Origin of the sequence: Streptomyces sp. NPDC048825, from assembly GCF_043198355.1 — a bacterium.
Lineage (GTDB): Bacteria > Actinomycetota > Actinomycetes > Streptomycetales > Streptomycetaceae > Streptomyces > Streptomyces xiangluensis.
In genome coordinates, this window is the sequence record NZ_JBICUR010000024.1 from 1 (window position 1) to 18040 (window position 18040).

At 68.6% G+C, this 18040-nt stretch carries 16 protein-coding genes; 11 read left to right on the plus strand and 5 right to left on the minus strand.

Going from position 1 to position 18040, the window contains the following annotated elements:
* Nucleotides 1-288: 288 nt before the first annotated feature.
* Nucleotides 289-3036 carry a pyruvate dehydrogenase (acetyl-transferring), homodimeric type gene (gene aceE, locus ACGFNK_RS39900; RefSeq protein ID WP_393424405.1) on the minus strand — a complete coding sequence of 916 codons (2748 nt, stop codon included), beginning with the start codon at nucleotides 3034-3036 and terminating at the stop codon, nucleotides 289-291.
* 479 nt (nucleotides 3037-3515) lie between these two features.
* Here aceE and ACGFNK_RS39905 point away from each other — a divergent pair, with 479 nt between their 5' ends.
* From ACGFNK_RS39905 to ACGFNK_RS39930, 6 genes are all read left to right on the plus strand, one after another.
* Nucleotides 3516-3953 (plus strand): DUF3052 domain-containing protein, encoded by a 438-nt coding sequence (locus ACGFNK_RS39905; RefSeq protein ID WP_328771960.1) that lies wholly within the window; start codon nucleotides 3516-3518, stop codon nucleotides 3951-3953.
* Nucleotides 3954-4099: 146 nt separating this feature from the next.
* A complete protein-coding gene (locus ACGFNK_RS39910; protein WP_393424409.1) occupies nucleotides 4100-4558 on the plus strand; it encodes a peroxiredoxin in 459 nt (152 codons plus the stop codon).
* Nucleotides 4559-4671: 113 nt separating this feature from the next.
* Nucleotides 4672-5247: a TerD family protein gene (locus ACGFNK_RS39915; RefSeq protein WP_386356559.1), complete on the plus strand. Its 576-nt coding sequence runs from the start codon at nucleotides 4672-4674 to the stop codon at nucleotides 5245-5247.
* A 124-nt stretch (nucleotides 5248-5371) separates the two neighbouring features.
* On the plus strand, nucleotides 5372-5947 hold the full coding sequence (locus tag ACGFNK_RS39920) for a TerD family protein (protein ID WP_393424412.1): 576 nt from the start codon (nucleotides 5372-5374) through the stop codon (nucleotides 5945-5947).
* 49 nt (nucleotides 5948-5996) lie between these two features.
* Nucleotides 5997-7139, plus strand: coding sequence for a DUF475 domain-containing protein (locus ACGFNK_RS39925; protein WP_393424415.1), 1143 nt, complete (start codon nucleotides 5997-5999; stop codon nucleotides 7137-7139).
* Between the two features lie 126 nt (nucleotides 7140-7265).
* Nucleotides 7266-8006, plus strand: coding sequence for a Tellurium resistance (locus ACGFNK_RS39930; RefSeq protein WP_393424418.1), 741 nt, complete (start codon nucleotides 7266-7268; stop codon nucleotides 8004-8006).
* A 22-nt stretch (nucleotides 8007-8028) separates the two neighbouring features.
* Here ACGFNK_RS39930 and ACGFNK_RS39935 read toward each other — a convergent pair whose 3' ends face one another.
* A complete protein-coding gene (locus tag ACGFNK_RS39935; RefSeq protein WP_393424421.1) occupies nucleotides 8029-8868 on the minus strand; it encodes a TerD family protein in 840 nt (279 codons plus the stop codon).
* A 196-nt stretch (nucleotides 8869-9064) separates the two neighbouring features.
* Here ACGFNK_RS39935 and ACGFNK_RS39940 point away from each other — a divergent pair, with 196 nt between their 5' ends.
* The 3 genes from ACGFNK_RS39940 to ACGFNK_RS39950 all read left to right on the plus strand — a co-directional run bounded on the left by ACGFNK_RS39940 (nucleotide 9065) and on the right by ACGFNK_RS39950 (nucleotide 13599).
* Entirely contained in the window at nucleotides 9065-10237 is a 1173-nt protein-coding gene (locus tag ACGFNK_RS39940; RefSeq protein WP_393424424.1) for an HpcH/HpaI aldolase/citrate lyase family protein, read from the plus strand.
* 90 nt (nucleotides 10238-10327) lie between these two features.
* Nucleotides 10328-12778, plus strand: a complete 2451-nt coding sequence (locus ACGFNK_RS39945) for a phosphoribosyltransferase (protein ID WP_393424427.1) — start codon at nucleotides 10328-10330, stop codon at nucleotides 12776-12778.
* Entirely contained in the window at nucleotides 12778-13599 is an 822-nt protein-coding gene (locus ACGFNK_RS39950; RefSeq protein WP_393424430.1) for an HAD family hydrolase, read from the plus strand. Before ACGFNK_RS39945 ends, ACGFNK_RS39950 begins: the two co-directional genes overlap by 1 nt.
* On the opposite strand, the gene ACGFNK_RS39955 is transcribed toward ACGFNK_RS39950, so the two are convergent.
* A complete protein-coding gene (locus ACGFNK_RS39955) occupies nucleotides 13508-14314 on the minus strand; it encodes a DedA family protein (RefSeq protein ID WP_393424433.1) in 807 nt (268 codons plus the stop codon). The genes ACGFNK_RS39950 and ACGFNK_RS39955 overlap by 92 nt on opposite strands.
* Before the next feature lie 132 nt (nucleotides 14315-14446).
* Here ACGFNK_RS39955 and ACGFNK_RS39960 point away from each other — a divergent pair, with 132 nt between their 5' ends.
* The gene (locus tag ACGFNK_RS39960) at nucleotides 14447-15586 is read left to right on the plus strand and encodes a sensor histidine kinase (protein ID WP_393424437.1); all 1140 of its coding nucleotides are present in this window, start codon (nucleotides 14447-14449) and stop codon (nucleotides 15584-15586) included.
* Nucleotides 15577-16221, plus strand: a complete 645-nt coding sequence (locus ACGFNK_RS39965; RefSeq protein ID WP_393424440.1) for a response regulator — start codon at nucleotides 15577-15579, stop codon at nucleotides 16219-16221. Before ACGFNK_RS39960 ends, ACGFNK_RS39965 begins: the two co-directional genes overlap by 10 nt.
* Nucleotides 16222-16321: 100 nt before the next feature.
* Here the strand turns inward: ACGFNK_RS39965 and ACGFNK_RS39970 are convergent, their stop codons facing one another.
* The gene (locus ACGFNK_RS39970; RefSeq protein ID WP_386356530.1) at nucleotides 16322-16543 is read right to left on the minus strand and encodes a zinc ribbon domain-containing protein; all 222 of its coding nucleotides are present in this window, start codon (nucleotides 16541-16543) and stop codon (nucleotides 16322-16324) included.
* A gap of 44 nt (nucleotides 16544-16587) precedes the next feature.
* Nucleotides 16588-18015, minus strand: a complete 1428-nt coding sequence (locus ACGFNK_RS39975) for a hypothetical protein (protein WP_393424443.1) — start codon at nucleotides 18013-18015, stop codon at nucleotides 16588-16590.
* Between the last annotated feature and the right edge of the window lie 25 nt (nucleotides 18016-18040).

Consider the following 18040-nt stretch of genomic DNA (forward strand, 5'->3'; position numbering starts at 1 on the left):
GTCAGCCCGTCGCAGGGTGGGCATACGGCCCTCCGGCTCACACAGGGCGCAGGTGGCCTGAGACAGAACCTACGCGACGGGCATACGACGCACCGGCCCACGTCCCCTCCCGCCGGTGGGAGGGTGCGGGCACGTTGTGGCTGGTGAGCATGATGACTGGCGGCTCCGGGAGCGCCCCGTCAGGGGCGCGGGGCTGTGACATAAGCGGCTCCGCCGCGGGGCGCGACCAGCCACAACGGACCTGCAGTCAAGGAACGGCCCTTGGAACCGCCCCTCCAAGCGGAGCGCTTACGCGTCGCCGCCCGCCGCGCCGGGATCCGCCGCCGAGACATCCAGCAGCTGATACCGGTCGATGGCCTGCTTGAGGGCCGAGCGATCGACCTTCCCCTCGCGGGCGAGCTCCGTGAGGACCGCGACCACGATCGACTGGGCGTCGATGTGGAAGTAACGGCGAGCCGCCCCGCGGGTGTCCGCGAAGCCGAAGCCGTCCGCCCCCAGGGACTGGTACGTACCGGGCACCCAGCGCGAGATCTGATCCGGAACCGACCGCATCCAGTCGGAAACGGCCACGAACGGCCCCTCGGCGCCCGACAACTTCCGCGTCACGTACGGAACTCGCTGCTCCTCCTCGGGATGGAGGAAATTGTGCTCCTCCACCGACACAGCTTCGCGCCGCAGCTCGTTCCAGGAGGTCGCCGACCAGACGTCCGCCTTGACGTTCCACTCCTCGGCAAGGATCTTCTGCGCCTCGACGGCCCACGGCACCGCGACACCGGACGCCATGATCTGCGCCGGAATGGAGCCCGAAGCGCCTGCCGAGAAGCGGTGGATGCCCTTGAGGATGCCCTCGACGTCCACGTTCTCGGGTTCGGCCGGGTGCTGGATCGGCTCGTTGTAGACGGTGAGGTAGTAGAAGACGTCCTCGCCGTGCGGGTACTCCTCGGAGGAGCCGTACATCCGGCGCAGCCCGTCCTTCACGATGTGCGCGATCTCGAAGCCGTACGCCGGGTCGTACGCGACACAGCCCGGATTCGTCGAGGCCAGCAACTGCGAGTGCCCGTCCGCGTGCTGCAGGCCTTCACCGGTCAGCGTCGTACGCCCGGCCGTCGCACCCAGTACGAACCCGCGGGCCAACTGGTCGGCCATCTGCCAGAACTGGTCACCGGTGCGCTGGAAACCGAACATCGAGTAGAAGACGTACACCGGGATGAGCGGCTCACCGTGCGTCGCGTACGCCGAACCCGCCGCGATCAGCGAGGCCGTACAGCCCGCTTCGGAGATGCCGTCGTGCAGCATCTGGCCGGTCGGCGACTCCTTGTACGCGAGCAGCAGATCGCGGTCGACGGCCTCGTACTGCTGCCCCAGCGGGTTGTAGATCTTCGCGCTCGGGAAGAACGAGTCCATGCCGAACGTGCGGTACTCGTCCGGCGCGATCAGTACGAACCGCTTGCCGAGTTCCTTGTCCCGCATGAGGTCCTTCAGCAGCCGCACGAACGCCATGGTCGTGGCGATCGACTGCTGACCCGAGCCCTTCTTCACGCTCGCGTACGTCTTGTCCTCGGGCAGCGTGAGCGGCTTCGAGCGCACGACGCGGGTCGGGACGTAGCCGCCCAGGCCCTGGCGGCGGTCGTGCATGTACTGGAGCTCTTCCGAGTCGCGACCCGGGTGGTAGTAGGGCGGCGGGCCCTCCTCCAGTTCCTTGTCGGAGATCGGCAGGTGGAGCCGGTCGCGGAAACCCTTGAGGTCGGCGACCGTCAGCTTCTTCATTTGGTGGGTGGCGTTACGGCCCTCGAAGTTCGGGCCGAGTGTCCAGCCCTTGACCGTCTGCGCCAGGATCACGGTTGGCTGCCCCTTGTGGGCACGGGCAGCCGAGTACGCGGCGAAGATCTTTTTGTGGTCGTGACCGCCGCGGCCCAGGTGCAGGATCTGGTCGTCGGTCATGTTCTCGACCATCGCGCGCAGCCGGTGATCGTCGCTGAAGAAGTGCTTGCGGATGTACGCGCCGGTCTCCGTCGCGTACGTCTGGAACTGCCCGTCCGGCGTGGTGTTCAGTTTGTTGACGAGCACGCCGTCGCGGTCCTGGGCGAGCAGCGGGTCCCAGGTGCGGTCCCAGACCAGCTTGATCACGTTCCAGCCGGCGCCCCGGAACTGCGACTCCAGCTCCTGGATGATCTTGCCGTTGCCGCGTACGGGCCCGTCGAGTCGCTGGAGGTTGCAGTTGACGACGAAGGTCAGGTTGTCGAGACCCTCGCGTGCGGCGATCGACAGCTGGCCGAGCGACTCCGGCTCGTCCATCTCGCCGTCGCCGAGGAAGGCCCACACATGGGACTTGGAGGTGTCCGCGATGCCGCGCGCCTCCATATAGCGGTTCATCCGCGCCTGGAAGATCGCGCCCAGCGGGCCGAGGCCCATGGAGACGGTCGGGAACTCCCAGAAGTCGGGCATCGAGCGGGGGTGCGGGTAGCTGGACAGTCCGTCCGGATACTTCGACTTCTCCTGGCGGAAGCCGTCGAGCTGCCGCTCGGAGAGGCGGTCGAGCATGAACGCGCGTGCGTAGATGCCCGGGGAGGCATGGCCCTGGAAGAAGACCTGGTCGCCGCCGTCGCCCTCGTCCTTGCCGCGGAAGAAGTGGTTGAAGCCCACGTCGTACAGCGAGGCGGAGGAGGCGAAGGTGGCGATGTGGCCGCCGACGCCGATGCCGGGGCGCTGGGCCCTGGACACCATCACGGCCGCGTTCCACCGGGTCGCGTTCAGGATCTTGCGCTCGATCTCCTCGTTGCCGGGGAAGAACGGCTCGTCCTTGGTGGCGATGGTGTTGACGTAGTCCGTGCTGCGCATTTCGGGCACGGCCACGCGCTTCTCGCGGGCCCGCTCGATCAGGCGCAACATCAGATACCGGGCTCGCTCCCGGCCGCGCTGGTCGACAGCGGCATCGAGGGAATCGAGCCACTCCTGGGTCTCTTCGGGATCGAAGTCAGGTACCTGACTCGGAAGGCCGCCAATGATGATCGGGTTGCGATCGGGTCCGGAAGCCACGCTGTTCCTTCGCTTTCAGGGAGGCCGTTCTTCTCGGTTCTTCTTCTCGGCTCTGCTTGGTCCTTGCTCGGTGTTCTCGCCGCTGTCCTCGGGGCTCGCACCGATCCCCATCGTGTACCTCGGAAACGGAAACGTCACCTCTACCGAGGGGTAACCGGGACGTTCACACGGTTCCCCGGGGATGAGCCCGGCGAATCGCAACGATACGCCCGACCCATGACGCGGTCCGCAAAGCCATTCGAGTCCCGTACCCTCGAAGGGTTCCGAAATTCACAAAGCGGGCAGATCGCTGTGGTGTGTGTCACCTGGAGTCGTGATTGGCTGTCGGGAGTTGCGGCGACACCGCCAGGATCGTCACCGTTTCGGCGGTCTCGACGGCCGGGTACTTGCGCGATCCGTCCCGCCCGTGTGGACTACGGCCAATGCTTCGCGCACGCGCGTGGCTTGAACCTTTACCAAACATGATCAGGAGGCAACCCGTGAGCGCGACCGCGGACCACGCGGAGGAGCGGACGAGCCTGGCCGCCAGGCTGGGATTCCAGCCCGAGCAGGTGGTCCAGGAGATCGGCTTCGACGACGACGTCGACCAGGAGCTCCGCGAGGCCATTGAGGAAGTGATCGGCAGCGAGCTCGTGGACGAGGAGTACGACGACGTCGCCGACGCCGTGGTGCTCTGGTTCCGTGACGACGACGGCGACCTGACTGATGCGCTGGTGGATGCCACCACGTACGTCGAGGAGGGCGGCGGCATTCTGCTGCTGACGCCGAAGACCGGCCGTGACGGCTATGTGGAGCCGAGCGATATCGCCGAAGCCGCAACAACCGCGGGGCTGTCCCAGACCAAGAGCATCAGCGTGGGCAAGGACTGGAGCGGTAGCCGCTTGGCTACGCCGAAGGCGGCCAAGTCCAAGAGGTGACGCTCTGCTGGGCTGAACGTTCTCGTAATACCGGAGGGGCCCGCTTGCGCGGGCCCCTCCGGGGTTTTTGGGGGGCCTGGGTGCGGAGCCCCAGTGATCGTAAGGTGGACCTGCCCGACTAACCCCCAGGAAGGGATGGCAGGACTATGGCGATCGAGGTCGGCGACAAGGCCCCGGACTTCGAGCTCAAGGACAACCACGGCGCCACCGTGAAGCTCTCCGACTTCAGCGGAGCCAAGAACGTCGTTCTGCTCTTCTACCCCTTCGCCTTCACCGGGGTGTGCACCGGAGAGCTGTGTGCTCTGCGCGACAACCTGCCGAAGTTCGCCGACCGTGAGACCCAGCTGCTCGCCGTGTCCAACGACTCCATCCACACGCTGCGCGTCTTCGGCGAGCAGGAGGGGCTGGAGTACCCGCTGCTGTCCGACTTCTGGCCGCACGGCGAGGTCTCGCGGGCGTACGGCGTCTTCGACGAGGACAAGGGCTGTGCGGTGCGCGGGACCTTCATCATCGACAAGGAGGGCGTCGTCCGCTGGACCGTGGTGAACGGGCTGCCGGACGCGCGTGACCTGAACGAGTACGTGAAGGCGCTAGACACTCTGTGATTCTTCGGGCGCAGGGCCTGCGTCAACAGGGAACCCCTCACTAGGATCGACACGTTGATCCGATAGCAACGCACTACGGGGCTCCCCGCCCCTGGACACCATTGGGAGGACTCGTGGGAGTCAGCCTCAGCAAGGGCGGCAACGTATCGCTTTCGAAGGAGGCGCCGGGCCTTACCGCGGTCATCATCGGTCTGGGGTGGGACGTTCGCACCACCACCGGCACCGACTTCGACCTTGATGCCAGCGCCATCCTGGCGGGCACGGACGGCAAGGTCACCAGCGACGCCAACTTCGTGTTCTTCAACAACCTGAAGAGCCCGGACGGCTCGGTCGAGCACACCGGTGACAACATCACCGGTGAGGGAGAGGGCGACGACGAGCAGATCAAGGTCAACCTCGCCACGGTTCCGGCCGACGTCGACAAGATCGTGTTCCCGGTCTCGATCTACGACGCCGAGAACCGTCAGCAGTCGTTCGGCCAGGTCCGCAACGCGTTCATCCGCGTCGTGAACCAGGCGGGCGAGGCGGAGATCGCCCGGTACGACCTCTCCGAGGACGCCTCGACGGAAACGGCGATGGTCTTCGGCGAGCTGTACCGTCACGGCGCGGAGTGGAAGTTCCGCGCCATCGGCCAGGGTTACGCCTCGGGCCTGCGCGGTATCGCGCAGGACTTCGGCGTCAACGTCTGAGCCTTTCGGTCGCTGTCACACAGGGCAGGACCTGCCGCTTCACCTCCAGTCCGGCGTCGCACACTACGAGTGCGGCGCCGGACGTGCTCGACAACCGAAGGCTTTACCGGGGAGGAACAGGAACATGGGCGTCACGCTCGCCAAGGGGGGCAATGTCTCCCTCTCCAAGGCCGCACCGAACCTCACACAGGTGATGATCGGGCTCGGCTGGGATGCGCGCTCCACCACCGGAGCCCCCTTCGACCTCGATGCCAGCGCGCTGCTGTGCAACTCGGGGCGGGTGCTCAGTGATGAGTGGTTCATCTTCTACAACCAGCTCAAGAGCCCGGACGGCTCGGTCGAGCACACCGGCGACAACCTCACCGGCGAGGGCGAAGGCGACGACGAGTCGATCCTGATCGACCTCTCCAAGGTGCCGGCCAACGTCGACAAGATCATCTTCCCGGTCTCGATTCACGATGCCGACAACCGAGGCCAGACCTTCGGACAGGTCAGCAACGCCTTCATCCGCGTCGTCAACCAGGCCGACGGCCAGGAGCTGGCCCGCTACGACCTCTCCGAGGACGCCTCCACGGAGACCGCGATGATCTTCGGTGAGGTCTACCGATATGGCGCGGAGTGGAAGTTCCGGGCCGTGGGACAGGGGTACGCGTCGGGGCTGCGGGGCATCGCTCTAGACTTCGGAGTCAACGTTTCGTAAAGCCGCGCGTGGCGCGGGGGAGACCCGTAAACAGATGATTGGGTAGCCAGTGGTTCTGAAAACCTTCGGCTGGTCGTTCGCGGTCACCGCGCTCGGCCTCGTCGCAGCGGTGCTGTTCGGCGGATGGGGCGCATTCGGGATCGTGCTGATCCTTTCCATCCTCGAGATCTCGCTGTCCTTCGACAACGCGGTGGTCAACGCCGGAATCCTGAAGAAGATGAATGCCTTCTGGCAGAAGATCTTCCTCACCGTCGGCATTCTGATCGCCGTCTTCGGAATGCGGCTGGTCTTCCCCGTGGTGATCGTGGCGATCAGCGCCTCGCTCGGCCCCATCGAGGCCGTCGACCTGGCGTTGAACGAACCGGACCACTATGAGGAGTTGGTGACCGACGCCCACCCGTCGATCGCGGCCTTCGGCGGGATGTTCCTCCTGATGATCTTCCTCGACTTCATCTTCGAGGACCGTGACATCAAGTGGCTGGGCTGGATCGAGCGCCCGCTGTCCAAGCTCGGCAAGGTCGACATGCTCTCGGCCTGCATCGCGCTGATCGTCCTGCTGATCACCTCGTTGACCTTCGCCCAGAACGCACATCTGCACGCCGGGCCCGCCGACAAGGCGGAGACGGTACTGCTCTCGGGTGTCGCCGGTCTCATCACGTACCTGGTCGTGGGCGGTCTCTCCGGCTTCTTCGAGAACCGCCTCGAGGAATCGGAGGAGCGCGAACACGAAGCCGAGGAGGAGGCCAAGAAGGCCGGGAAGCCGGTCTCCGCGGTCGCGCTGGCCGGCAAGGCCGCCTTCTTCATGTTCCTCTACCTCGAGGTACTGGACGCCTCGTTCTCCTTCGACGGTGTCATCGGCGCCTTCGCCATCACCAACGACATCGTGCTGATGGCCCTCGGCCTCGGTATCGGCGCCATGTACGTCAGGTCGCTCACCGTCTACCTGGTCCGCGAGGGCACGCTCGACGACTACGTCTACCTGGAGCACGGCGCGCACTACGCGATCGGCGCGCTCGCCACGATCCTGCTGATCACGATCCAGTACGAGATCAACGAGATCGTCACCGGTCTCATCGGCGTCGTCCTGATCGCCTGGTCCTTCTGGTCCTCGGTCCGCCGCAACCGCGAACTGGCGGCCGCCGAGGGAAAAGCTGACGCCTCGGACAAGGCCGAAGTCTCGTCCGGGGTGTGACGACCCTCCTGTTGAGGAACGCTCTGAGGCGGGGCGGCCACGAGGAAGTCCTCATGGCCGCCCCGTCGTCGTATCTGTTGCATTCGTCTGTATTCGTCGGGGTGGACACCTAACCGTGGGGGTGGAATGAGCTTCTGGGACGGTCTGTGGCGTGGTGGGCGATCGACGCAGTTCGATTCGGGGAGCGCGGCGACCAACGCCATCACGCTGACCAAGCGGAACCAGACGGTCTCGCTCACCAAACAGGGCGCGGCCACCGGCAATCTGCGTATCAACCTGTCCTGGCGGATGCGCACCTCCGACATAGGCGGCGGCCGGCGCGACAGCCTGCTGCGCCATCCCTTCCAGGCGTTCAAGCCCGAAGTGGTGCAGGCGCACACCGAGAGCATGGTCAACGTCGACCTCGACCTGGGGTGCATGTACGAGCTGACGGACGGCACCAAGGGCGTCGTACAGCCGCTGGGCGGCTTCTACGGAGAGCTCAACGCGCCGCCGTACGTGAAACTCAGCGGCGACGACCGCTTCGGCTCGGGCTCGGGCGAGACGATCTTCATCAACCTCGACCACCGAGAGCAGATCAAGCGGCTCCTGGTCTTCGTCTACATCTACGACCAGACCCCGGCCTTCGACCGTACGCACGCCATCGTGACCCTCTATCCCAGCAACGGCCCGCGGATCGAGGTCGGCCTCGACGAGCGCCACCCGCAGGCCCGTTCCTGCGCGGTGGTCATGATCGAGAACGTCAAGAACGAGCTGATCGTGCGGCGCGAGGTGAAGTTCGTGTACGGGTTTCAGGCCGAACTCGACCGGCTTTATGGGTGGGGGCTCCAGTGGGGGCGCGGTTACAAGGCGAAGGCCGACCGTTAACGCAGGTTCGGCGCGGGCGCCCCTAACGCCCGACGAACTGCGGCCCCTGCGGCGGCAGTTTGAACTCCGGGTCGGGGAGGGCCGGGACCGGGTGCGGATAGCCGTACGCGGGCTGGGTCGTCGCCGCGGCGGGCTGGGGCGGGGCGGTTTGCGGATAGGTGTACGAGGCCGGGGAGGCCGGCTGCGGATAGCCGTACGCTGGCTGGGTCGTGGACTCCGGGGGGTAGCCGTAGGCGGGCTGCGACGGCTGCTGGGGCAGACCGGAGGCGGCGGGCTGCTCGGGCGGCAGCGGCACCGAGTTGCCCGCGGACGCGGGCTCGGACTCGTCCACCGAGATGCCGAAGTCGCTCGCCAGGCCCTCCAGGCCGTTCGAATAGCCCTCGCCGAGCGCACGGAACTTCCATCCCTCGCCGCGCCGGTACAGCTCGCCGCAGATCAGCGCGGTCTCCTCGCCGGTCTCCGGCTTGATGTCGAAGTACGCCAGCGGCTCACCGTCCGCGAGGGCGACGTCGTACAGCAGGATCCGCAGGGCGGGGACGCGGTCGAAGGTGACGCCGTCCGCCGAGGCGACCAGGAGGATCCTCGTCACGGCCTTGTCGACGCCCGCCAGATCCGACTGGATCGTTTCGGTGAGCCCCTCGGCGACCCGCTTCTTGCCGAGTCGCCAGACCTTGCCGGAGGGATGCCGGGGCTGGTTGTAGAAGACGAAGTCCTCGTCGGATCGCACACGATCGTCGGGCCCGAGGAGCAGCGCCGAGGCGTCCACGTCGGGAACGCCCGGCCCCGGCGTCCAGCGCAGCACGGACCGTACCGCCGTGGCGTCCAGCGGTACGTTCGACCCCTTCAGCATCGCGTGCGTCATGCGGTCATCCTGCCTTCTCGGTCCTGGTCACGACAACGCGGGTGCGCCACAACCCGTTCGATGTGACGCTGGAGGATATGGCTGTGTTCGTGTGTGTTACCTGAATTTCATGCCGGGCGGGAACCTCGGACATGGAACTCTACGTACTATTACCGGCCACATATCGTCAGGCCGCTCAGCCGCCCCGGGGAGTCTCATGCGTCATTTCGGGCACATCGCTCCGGAGGTGCGGCAGCGCCTCTTCCATCAGGAACCCTGCGTCTTCACCGCGGAATCCCCGGCCCGGATGCTCTCCGTGGCCCTCGGAGCCACGCTGTACAGCCCTGCGACCAGACCACGGCTGGCCGAGGACATCGTGAAGCAGATCGGGCGCGGCGTTGTCTCGATGGTGCTGTGCCTGGAGGACTCCATAGACGACGCGGAGGTCGCGGGGGCCGAGGAGAACCTGGTCCGGCAGTTCCGAGACCTGGCCGAGGGCTGCCCGGAGACCGAGCTGCCGCTGCTGTTCATCCGTGTCCGTACGCCGGAACAGATCCCGGATCTCGTCGAGCGGCTCGGTGACGCGGCCCGGCTGCTGTCCGGTTTCGTACTGCCGAAGTTCACCGAGGAACGGGGCGTGCCGTTCCTGGAGGCGCTCACCGCGGCCGAGGCCGCGAGCGGGCGGCGGCTGTTCGCCATGCCCGTCCTCGAATCGCCGGAACTGCTGTACCGCGAGTCGCGCGTGGAGACCCTGGGGGGCATCTTCCGCGCTGTGGACAAGTACCGCGACCGGGTCCTGGCGCTCAGGCTCGGTGTCACCGACTTCTGCTCCTCCTACGGGCTGCGCCGGGCGCCCGACATGACCGCGTACGACGTACAGATCGTGGCCTCCGTGATCGCCGACGTGGTGAACGTGCTGGGGCGGGCCGACGGCACCGGATTCACGGTGACGGGGCCCGTGTGGGAGTACTTCCGGGTCCAGGAGCGTATGTTCAAGCCGCAGCTGCGCCGCAGCCCCTTCACCCCTGAGGCCGAGGACCTGCGCACCGCGCTGATCGAGCACGACATGGACGGGCTGCTGCGCGAGATCTCTCTCGACCGGGCCAACGGTCTGCTCGGCAAGACCTGCATCCACCCCTCGCACGTACTGCCTGTGCACGCTCTGTCCGTGGTCAGTCACGAGGAGTACAGCGATGCCCAGGACATACTGCGGCCCGAGCGCGGCGGCGGAGGCGTCATGCGGTCCGCGTACACGAACAAGATGAACGAGGTGAAGCCGCACCGCGCCTGGGCCGAGCGCACCCTGCAGCGCGCCGAGGTCTTCGGCGTCGCGAACGAGGACATCGGCTTCGTGGAGCTGCTCGCCGCCGGGCTGACCGGCCAGACATAGGGATTTACCGCCGGGCTGACCGGCCGAACTCACCGCCGATGTGCCCGGCTGAACTCACTGCCGGGCTGCCCGGCCGAACACAGGGATTTAATGAGAAACGTGGTGTGGACAGGTACCTGGGTCGCCGAGCGGCTCGGCGTCGAACTCGTCGGTGACGAGAAGCTGAGCGGGCTGCTGGGGCTTGCCCTGCGGCGCAACCCCAAGCGCGCGCATCTGCTGGTGTCGAACGTGCTGGGCAAGCACGTACCGCAGAGCCCGCGCACGGTGTGGCAGGCCGGGTACGAACTGGGCCACCGGGTGCGTGAACTGCTCGGCGACGCAGCGGCGAGCCGGGCCGTGGTGCTCGGCTACGCGGAGACGGCGACGGGCCTCGGCCACTCGGTCGCGGACGGCCTGGGCCTCGCGCCCTACCTGCACTCGACGCGGCGCCCCGTCGAGGGAGTCGAGCGCGCGGGCGGCTTCGAGGAGTCCCACTCGCACGCCACCTCGCATCTGCTGCTGCCGGAGAAGCCCGGGCTGCTCGCGGGCAACGGAGCGCTGGTCCTCGTGGACGACGAGTTCTCCACGGGCAACACCGTCCTCAACACGATCCGCGCGCTGCACGAGCGCTACCCGCGCGAGCACTACGTGATCGTCGCGCTCGTCGACATGCGTTCCCCCGCCGACCAGGGCCGCCTCGACGCCTTCGCCCAGGAGATCGGCGCCCGCGTGGACCTGGTGGCGGCGGCATCGGGGACGGTGCGGCTGCCCGACGGCGTACTGGAGAAGGGGCAGGCCCTGGTGGCCGAGCATGAGGGGGCCCTGGAACAGCTGCCAGGGTTTGCGGAGCGTGGCAGCGTCGCGCGCGTGGAACTCGGCTGGCCGCGGGACCTGCCCGACGGCGGCCGGCACGGCTTCACTCCCGAGCACCGCATACGCCTGGAGGGCGCCCTGCCCGCCATGGCCGCGCGGCTCGCGGACGCGCTGCCGGACGACGCGCGACGCGTACTCGTCCTCGGCTTCGAGGAGCTGATGTACGCGCCTCTGCGGCTCGGCGTCGCGCTGGAGGAGCTGACCGACGCCGAGGTTCGCTACTCCACCACGACCCGTTCCCCGGTCCTCGCCGTCGACGACCCCGGTTACGCGATCCGCAGCCGCCTCGTCTTCCCCGCCCACGACAAGCCGGACGACGGCCCCGGCGAGCGCTACGCCTACAACGTCGCGGGCGCCGGATTCGACGCTGTCGTCGCCGTGGTCGACTCGGTCGCAGACACGCCCGAACTGCACGCCTCGGGCGGCCTGTTGGCGCGGCTCGCGGCACACACCCCGAGCGTGCTGCTCGCCGTCGTCCCCTCGTACACCCCGTCGTACGCCTTCGCCCCGCAGCTGTCCGAAAGGCCCACCATGCTGCCCGAGCCCCTTCGCGGCCCAGACTTCTCCTCGTACGCCCCTGACGAGGTCGGCTGGCTGCTCCAGGACCTCTCGGACGTGACGCTGGAGGCGCCGACGGAGGAGCGCGAGGAGGCGATCCAGAGCGGGGGCGCGCACTACGCGGAGTCGCTGCCGGTGGAGTACCAGCCGAACCAGCGCTACCAGGAGCTGTTCCGCGCCGCGCTGGACACCTCGGCCGCCCGCATCGCCCAGGCGGCAGGCGCCGTCACGGAGACCGTGCTGGCGGAGCGGTCCCCGCGCCCCGTCCTCGTCTCGCTCGCCCGCGCCGGCACCCCCATCGGCATCCTGATGCGCCGCTGGGCCCAGCACCGGCATGCGCTCGACCTGCCGCACTACGCCGTCTCCATCGTGCGCGGGCGCGGCATCGACGCCAACGCGCTGCGCTGGCTGGCCGCCCACCACGACCCGGCCGATGTCGTCTTCGTGGACGGCTGGACCGGCAAGGGCGCCATCACCCGCGAACTCGCCCAGGCCATCGAGGAGTTCGAAGCCTCCGACGGCATCACCGGCTTCGACCCGGAGATCGCGGTGCTCGCCGACCCCGGCTCCTGCGTCCGCACCTACGGCACCCGCGAGGACTTCCTCATCCCCTCCGCCTGCCTGAACTCGACAGTCTCCGGACTCATTTCGCGTACGGTGCTCCGTGCCGACCTGGTCGGGGAGCACGACTTCCACGGCGCGAAGTTCTACCGCGAACTCGCCGGCTCGGACGTCTCCGTCGACTTCCTCGACGCCATCTCCGACCGCTTCGACGAGGTCGGCGACGCGGTCGACACCCTCGTCAAGGAGCTGCTCTCCATGGACCGCAGCCCAACCTGGGAGGGGTGGGCGGCAGTTGAGCGGATCAGCGAGGAGTACGGCATCCATGACGTGAATCTCGTCAAGCCGGGCGTCGGCGAGACGACCCGCGTACTGCTGCGCCGCGTCCCCTGGAAGATCCTCGCCCGCGCCGGAGCGGGCGCCGACCTGGACCATGTACGCCTGCTCGCCGAACAGCGCGGGGTGCCCGTCGAGGAGGTCGCCGAACTTCCGTACACCTGCGTCGGGTTGATCCACCCCAAGTACACCCGCGGGGCGACCGGCGCCGACGGCAAGGCGGTGACGGTCTGATGCCCGTACTGGTGGCAAGCGACCTCGACCGCACGCTCATCTACTCCGCCGCCGCACTCGCGCTGCCCCTGCCGGACGAGCGGGCGCCGCGGCTGCTGTGCGTCGAGGTGTACGAGAGCAAGCCGTTGTCGTACATGACCGAGACCGCGTCCGCACTGCTCGCCGAACTCGGCGAGACGGCCCTCTTCGTACCGACCACGACCCGTACGCGTCAGCAGTACCGCCGCATCCAACTCCCCGGTCCCGCACCGAAGTTCGCGATCTGCGCCAACGGCGGCCATCTCCTCGTCGACGGCGCCTCGGACCCGGAGTGGCACACGCAGGTCACCGAGCGGCTGGCCGGCGAGTGCGCCCCGCTCGCCGAGGTCCGGGACCATATGACCGCCACCGCCGACCCCGCTTGGGTGCGCAAGCACCGTGTCGCCGAGGACCTCTTCGCATACGTCGTCGTCGAGCGCGAACTGCTCCCCGAGGACTGGGTGAAGGAACTGGCCGTCTGGGCGGAGAACCGCGGCTGGACCGTCTCCCTCCAGGGCCGCAAGATCTACGCCGTACCGAAGCCACTCACCAAGAGCGCCGCGATGCACGAGATCGCCCGCCGCACCGGAGCCGACCTCACCCTCGCAGCCGGCGACTCCCTCCTCGACGCCGACCTTCTCCTCGCCGCGGACCGCGGCTGGCGCCCAGGCCACGGCGAACTGGCCGACGTGGGCTGGACGGCCCCCGGGGTCACCTCTCTTCCGGAACGGGGTGTCGCCGCGGGTGAGCGGATTCTGCGGGAGTTCCTGCGGGAGGTGCGGGAGGTGCGGGAGGTTCGGTAGCACCAGGGCCAGGGCCCTCCGCAGCGGCTGCGACGGACGAGGCCATGGGGGCTTCCCTGTCCAGGGCGCGCCGTCGCCCACCCCGCCCGGGCCTGAAGAGCCGTACGCCCGCGAAGAGCAGCACCGCCAGCACCGCCGCTACCAGCACCACCTTCGAGTAAGCCGACACATAGCCGCTGACCTCCGTCCAGTTCTCGCCGAGCAGATAGCCGGCGAGGACGAAGACGGTGTTCCAGATAGCGCTGCCCAGCGTGGTCAGGCAGAGGAAGACGGGCAGGCGCATGCGCTCGACGCCCGCGGGCACGGATATCAGGCTGCGGAAGATCGGGATCATTCGTCCGAAGAACACGGCCTTGGTGCCGTGCCGGACAAACCACGCCTCCGTCTTCTCTATGTCCGCGACCTTCACCAGCGGCAGCCGGGCCGCGATCGCCACCGTGCGGTCACGGCCGAGCAGCGCCCCCACTCCGTACAACGCGAGCGCACCTATGACGGAACCGGCCGTCGTCCACAGCAGCGCCGCGAACAGGTTCATCTGTCCGGTGCTCGCCGCGAACCCCGCGAGCGGCAGGATGACCTCGCTCGGCAGGGGTGGAAACAGGTTTTCCAGGGCGATGGCGATGCCCGCGCCCGGCGCACCGAGCGTGTCCATAAGGCTGTTGATCCACTGAGGCGCGCCGCTGTCTGCCGCGATGCCGGCTGCGATGGCTGTCATGCTGCTCACGCTAGAAAACCGAAGCTGAAGAGACCCTGAGGGCGACCGCAAGATTCCAGGCGGTCAACCGCAGATCGGAATTGCGGTTTTCCGCAGTGCACGCGGAGCCGACGCCCGGCTAGCGTGGCGATCATGCGAGATGTGGCACGACGTGCGGCGTGGTGCGGGGTGGGGCTCCTGACCGGAGCCGCCTCGGCCGTCGTCGAGCTGCTCTTCACCGTTCTGTCCGGCCTCGCCCTGTTACCCGTACTGGCCTGGCCGCGCGGCCGGCGGTCCGTGCTCCGGCCCGTGTTCGCGGGTGCGCGGAGACTGACGCAGTTCGAGCGCCGACGGCTCGGGACCTGGCTGAGCGTGTCCGTGTCTCCCGTGTACGAGGACGCGCGCGCCCTGCGCTACATCGCCTGCCGCTGGGCGCTCGGGGCGTTGGGTGCGATTGTGCTGCTGTCGGTGGCGTTCGGGCTCGTCTACAGCACGTACTGGATGTTCGCCTGGATCGTCGGCGGCGTCGAGCACCCCTGGGCGATCGTCTTCTCGGGCTTCGGCGGTCTCTTCCTGCTCTTCCTGGCGGTGCAGGGCCTCTTCGGAGTCGCCGAGCTGGAGCGGCAGTTGGCCCGGCATTTCCTCGGGCCCAGCCACCAGGAGGAGTTGGAGCAGCGGATCGTCGAGCTGGCCGCGAGCCGCGCCGCGGTGGTGGACGCCGTCGACGACGAACGGCGCCGTATCGAGCGGGACTTGCACGACGGCGTGCAACAGCGGCTCGTCGCCCTCGGCATGCTGCTCGGCCGCGCCCTGCGCAGCCAGGACCCGGAGCGCGCGGACCGGCTGCTGCGCCAGGCCCACGACGAGAGCCGGCAGGCGCTGGCCGATCTGCGCGAGGTGGCCTGGCGGATCTACCCGACCACGCTGGACGAGGCGGGACTGCGAGCGGCCCTGGAGACGGTCGCCGAGCGTTCGTCCGTGCCGGTGAGAGTGGAGTACGAGCTGGCTGCGGAGCCGGAGAAGGCGACGGCGTCCGTCGCGTACTTCGTGGTCTGCGAGGCTGTGACCAACGCGGTCAAGCACGCGGTGGCGAGTCATATCACCGTCCACCTGTGGGCGGCCGAGGGCGTCCTGTGCATACGGATCGAGGACGACGGCATGGGCGGCGCGAATCTCACGGGCAGCGGGCTGTTCGGGCTGGCCCGGCGGGTCGACGCCCTCGACGGCGGATTCCATGTGCTCAGTCCGCCCGGCGGGCCCACCGTCATCTCCGCGGAGCTGCCATGCGCGTGATCCTGGCCGAGGACTCGACCCTGCTCAGAGAGGGGCTCGTGCGCCTGCTCGCCGAGGAGGGCCACGAGGTGCTGGCCGCGGTCGGCGACGCCGAGCGGCTGCTGGCAGCTGTCGCCGATGAGCAGCCGGACGTGGTCGTCGCGGACGTACGGATGCCTCCTACCCACAGCGACGAGGGCCTGCGAGCCGCCCTGGAGATTCGCGAGCGCTGGCCGGACGTGGGTGTGCTGGTGCTCTCGCAGTACGTCGAGAAGCGGTACGCGACGGAGCTGTTGACCGGAGACTCAGAAGGCGTCGGCTATCTGCTCAAGGACCGTGTCGTCCAGGTCGACGAGTTCCTGGACGCGTTGGAGCGGGTGAGCCAGGGGAGAGCTGCCTTCGACCCCGAGGTAGTGCGTCAGCTCCTCGGCCGCAGCGAGCGCGCGGACCTACTGAACCGGCTCACCCCGCGCGAGCGGGACGTGCTGGCGGAGATGGCGCAGGGGCATACGAACGCGGCCATCGCGCAACGGCTGCACATCTCCCTCAGCGGAGTCGAGAAACACATCAACGCGATCTTCGACAAGCTCGAACTGACCGGGGCAGAAGGCTACTCCCGCAGGGTGCTGGCCGTACTTCGCTACTTGGGGACATGAGGCTTCTGGGGAGCCCGAAAGGCCGGAGCGAGGATGGGAGCGCGGCTGCTTGACGCAGAGCCTCCTCCGCGGTTGTGCGACGCCCGGAAGCCGCCAGGAGTCAGCCGCAGCAGCCCCCGCCGCAGCACCCTCCGCCGCTCGCCTTGGGCGCCGGTGCGGTCGCGGGCGCCGAGGCCGAGCCGCCGACGGCGACCGTCGACAGCAGCTTCACCGTGTCGTCGTGGCCGGCCGGGCAGGCCGCGGGGGCGGACGACTCGGCCATGGGGCGGCTCTTCTCGAAGGTGTCACCGCAGGTCCGGCAGCGGTATTCGTAGCGAGGCATACGGACAGATTAGCGGGCGGCAGCGCCCTGACGGGACGAGCGCTTCACACGGAGTGCCCCCGCTCCTCGCGGATCTGCGCCACCACCCGGGACACCGTCCGCCGCACGGCCTCCGTCTCGGTCAGGAAATGCCAGTAATCAGGGTGCCGTCCCTCCAAGGTGGCGACGGCCCGTTCCAGACGGCCCACCGAGTCGTCGAGCGGGCGGGCGTGACGCGGGTCGGGCGTATGACGGCCTGCCATCGCCAGCCGCTGGGCGTCGCGGATCGCGAAGCGTGTGCGGTCGATCTCGCGCTGTGGATCCTTCTGCACCTCGTTCAGCCGCCGCAGTCGGTCCCCGGCCGCGGACACGGCCTCGTCGGTCGTGTTCAGCAGAGCCCGCACCGTGGACAGCAGTGCCGTCGCGTCCGCCCAGCGCTGCTCGTCGCGCGCCGCCCGCGCCTCCGCCAGCTTCGACTCGGCCTGCCGTACGGTCTCGGCGGCCTGGTCCGGTACGTGCTGAAGGTCCTGCCAGCAGGCGGCCGTGAACCGGCGGCGCAGCTCGCTCAGCACCGGATCCACCTGCCCGGAACGGGTGGTGAGGGCCTGGGCGCGCGTCCGCAGCGAGACCAGGCGGCGGTCGATCTCGGCGGCCCGCTCCGGCAGCCGCTCGGCCTCCGCCCGCACCGCCTCGGCGTCACGCGCGACCCGGTCGGCGCGCTCCAGAGTCTCCGGGACGCCATGCTGCCCGGCGCCCTGATTGAGCTTGGTCAGCTCGGGGCCGAGGATGGCGAGGCGGGCTGCCAGGTCGTCGGCCTTGAGCCCTGAGCCCCGTACGGCGTCCAGGGCGTTCGAGGCGGCGAGAAGGGCCTGGCGGGCGCGCTCGACGGCCGGGGCGAGCCGGGCCAGCTGGGTCTCGGCCTTGCCGAGCAGCGGGCCGAGCCCGTCGGTGAACCGGTCCAGCTCCTGCTTGACGCGGGTCAGCTCGTCCTTGGCCTTCGTCAGCTCCGTACGCGCCCGGGCCGCGACGGAGGCCTCCAGGTCGTCGCGGTCGAGGTCGTGGGCGTCGATCGCGTTGATGTACGTATGGCTGACCTCGTCGATACGACGCCCCAGCGCGTCGAAGTCGGCGACCGCGCGCCGGGCCGCGGGGGAGTCGTCGACGGCCGTGATCGTCTCGATCGAGATGCGCAGATCGCGCTGCGCGGTGTCGAGTTCGTAGAAAGCGGCCGCCGCGGCGTCCTTGGCCGTCTGTGCCTCGGCCCGCTGGCTCTCGGAACGGCCGCCGAACCACCGCCGCGTCCCGCCGCCGGTGAACGCGGCGGGGAGCGTGAGCACGAGCAGCGGGAGCGGAAGGAGGACCAGGGTCAGCAGGTCACGGGCGGCGCCGCGCGTGCTCGGCGCCCTCGCGGCCCTCAAATCGGCACGGTGGCGAGGTAGTTGCTGTGCCCATGGCACAAACGGCGTGTACGGCTGTGAAGGTGTCGCCGTCACATCCCTCTCCCGTGCTGTGGTCCAC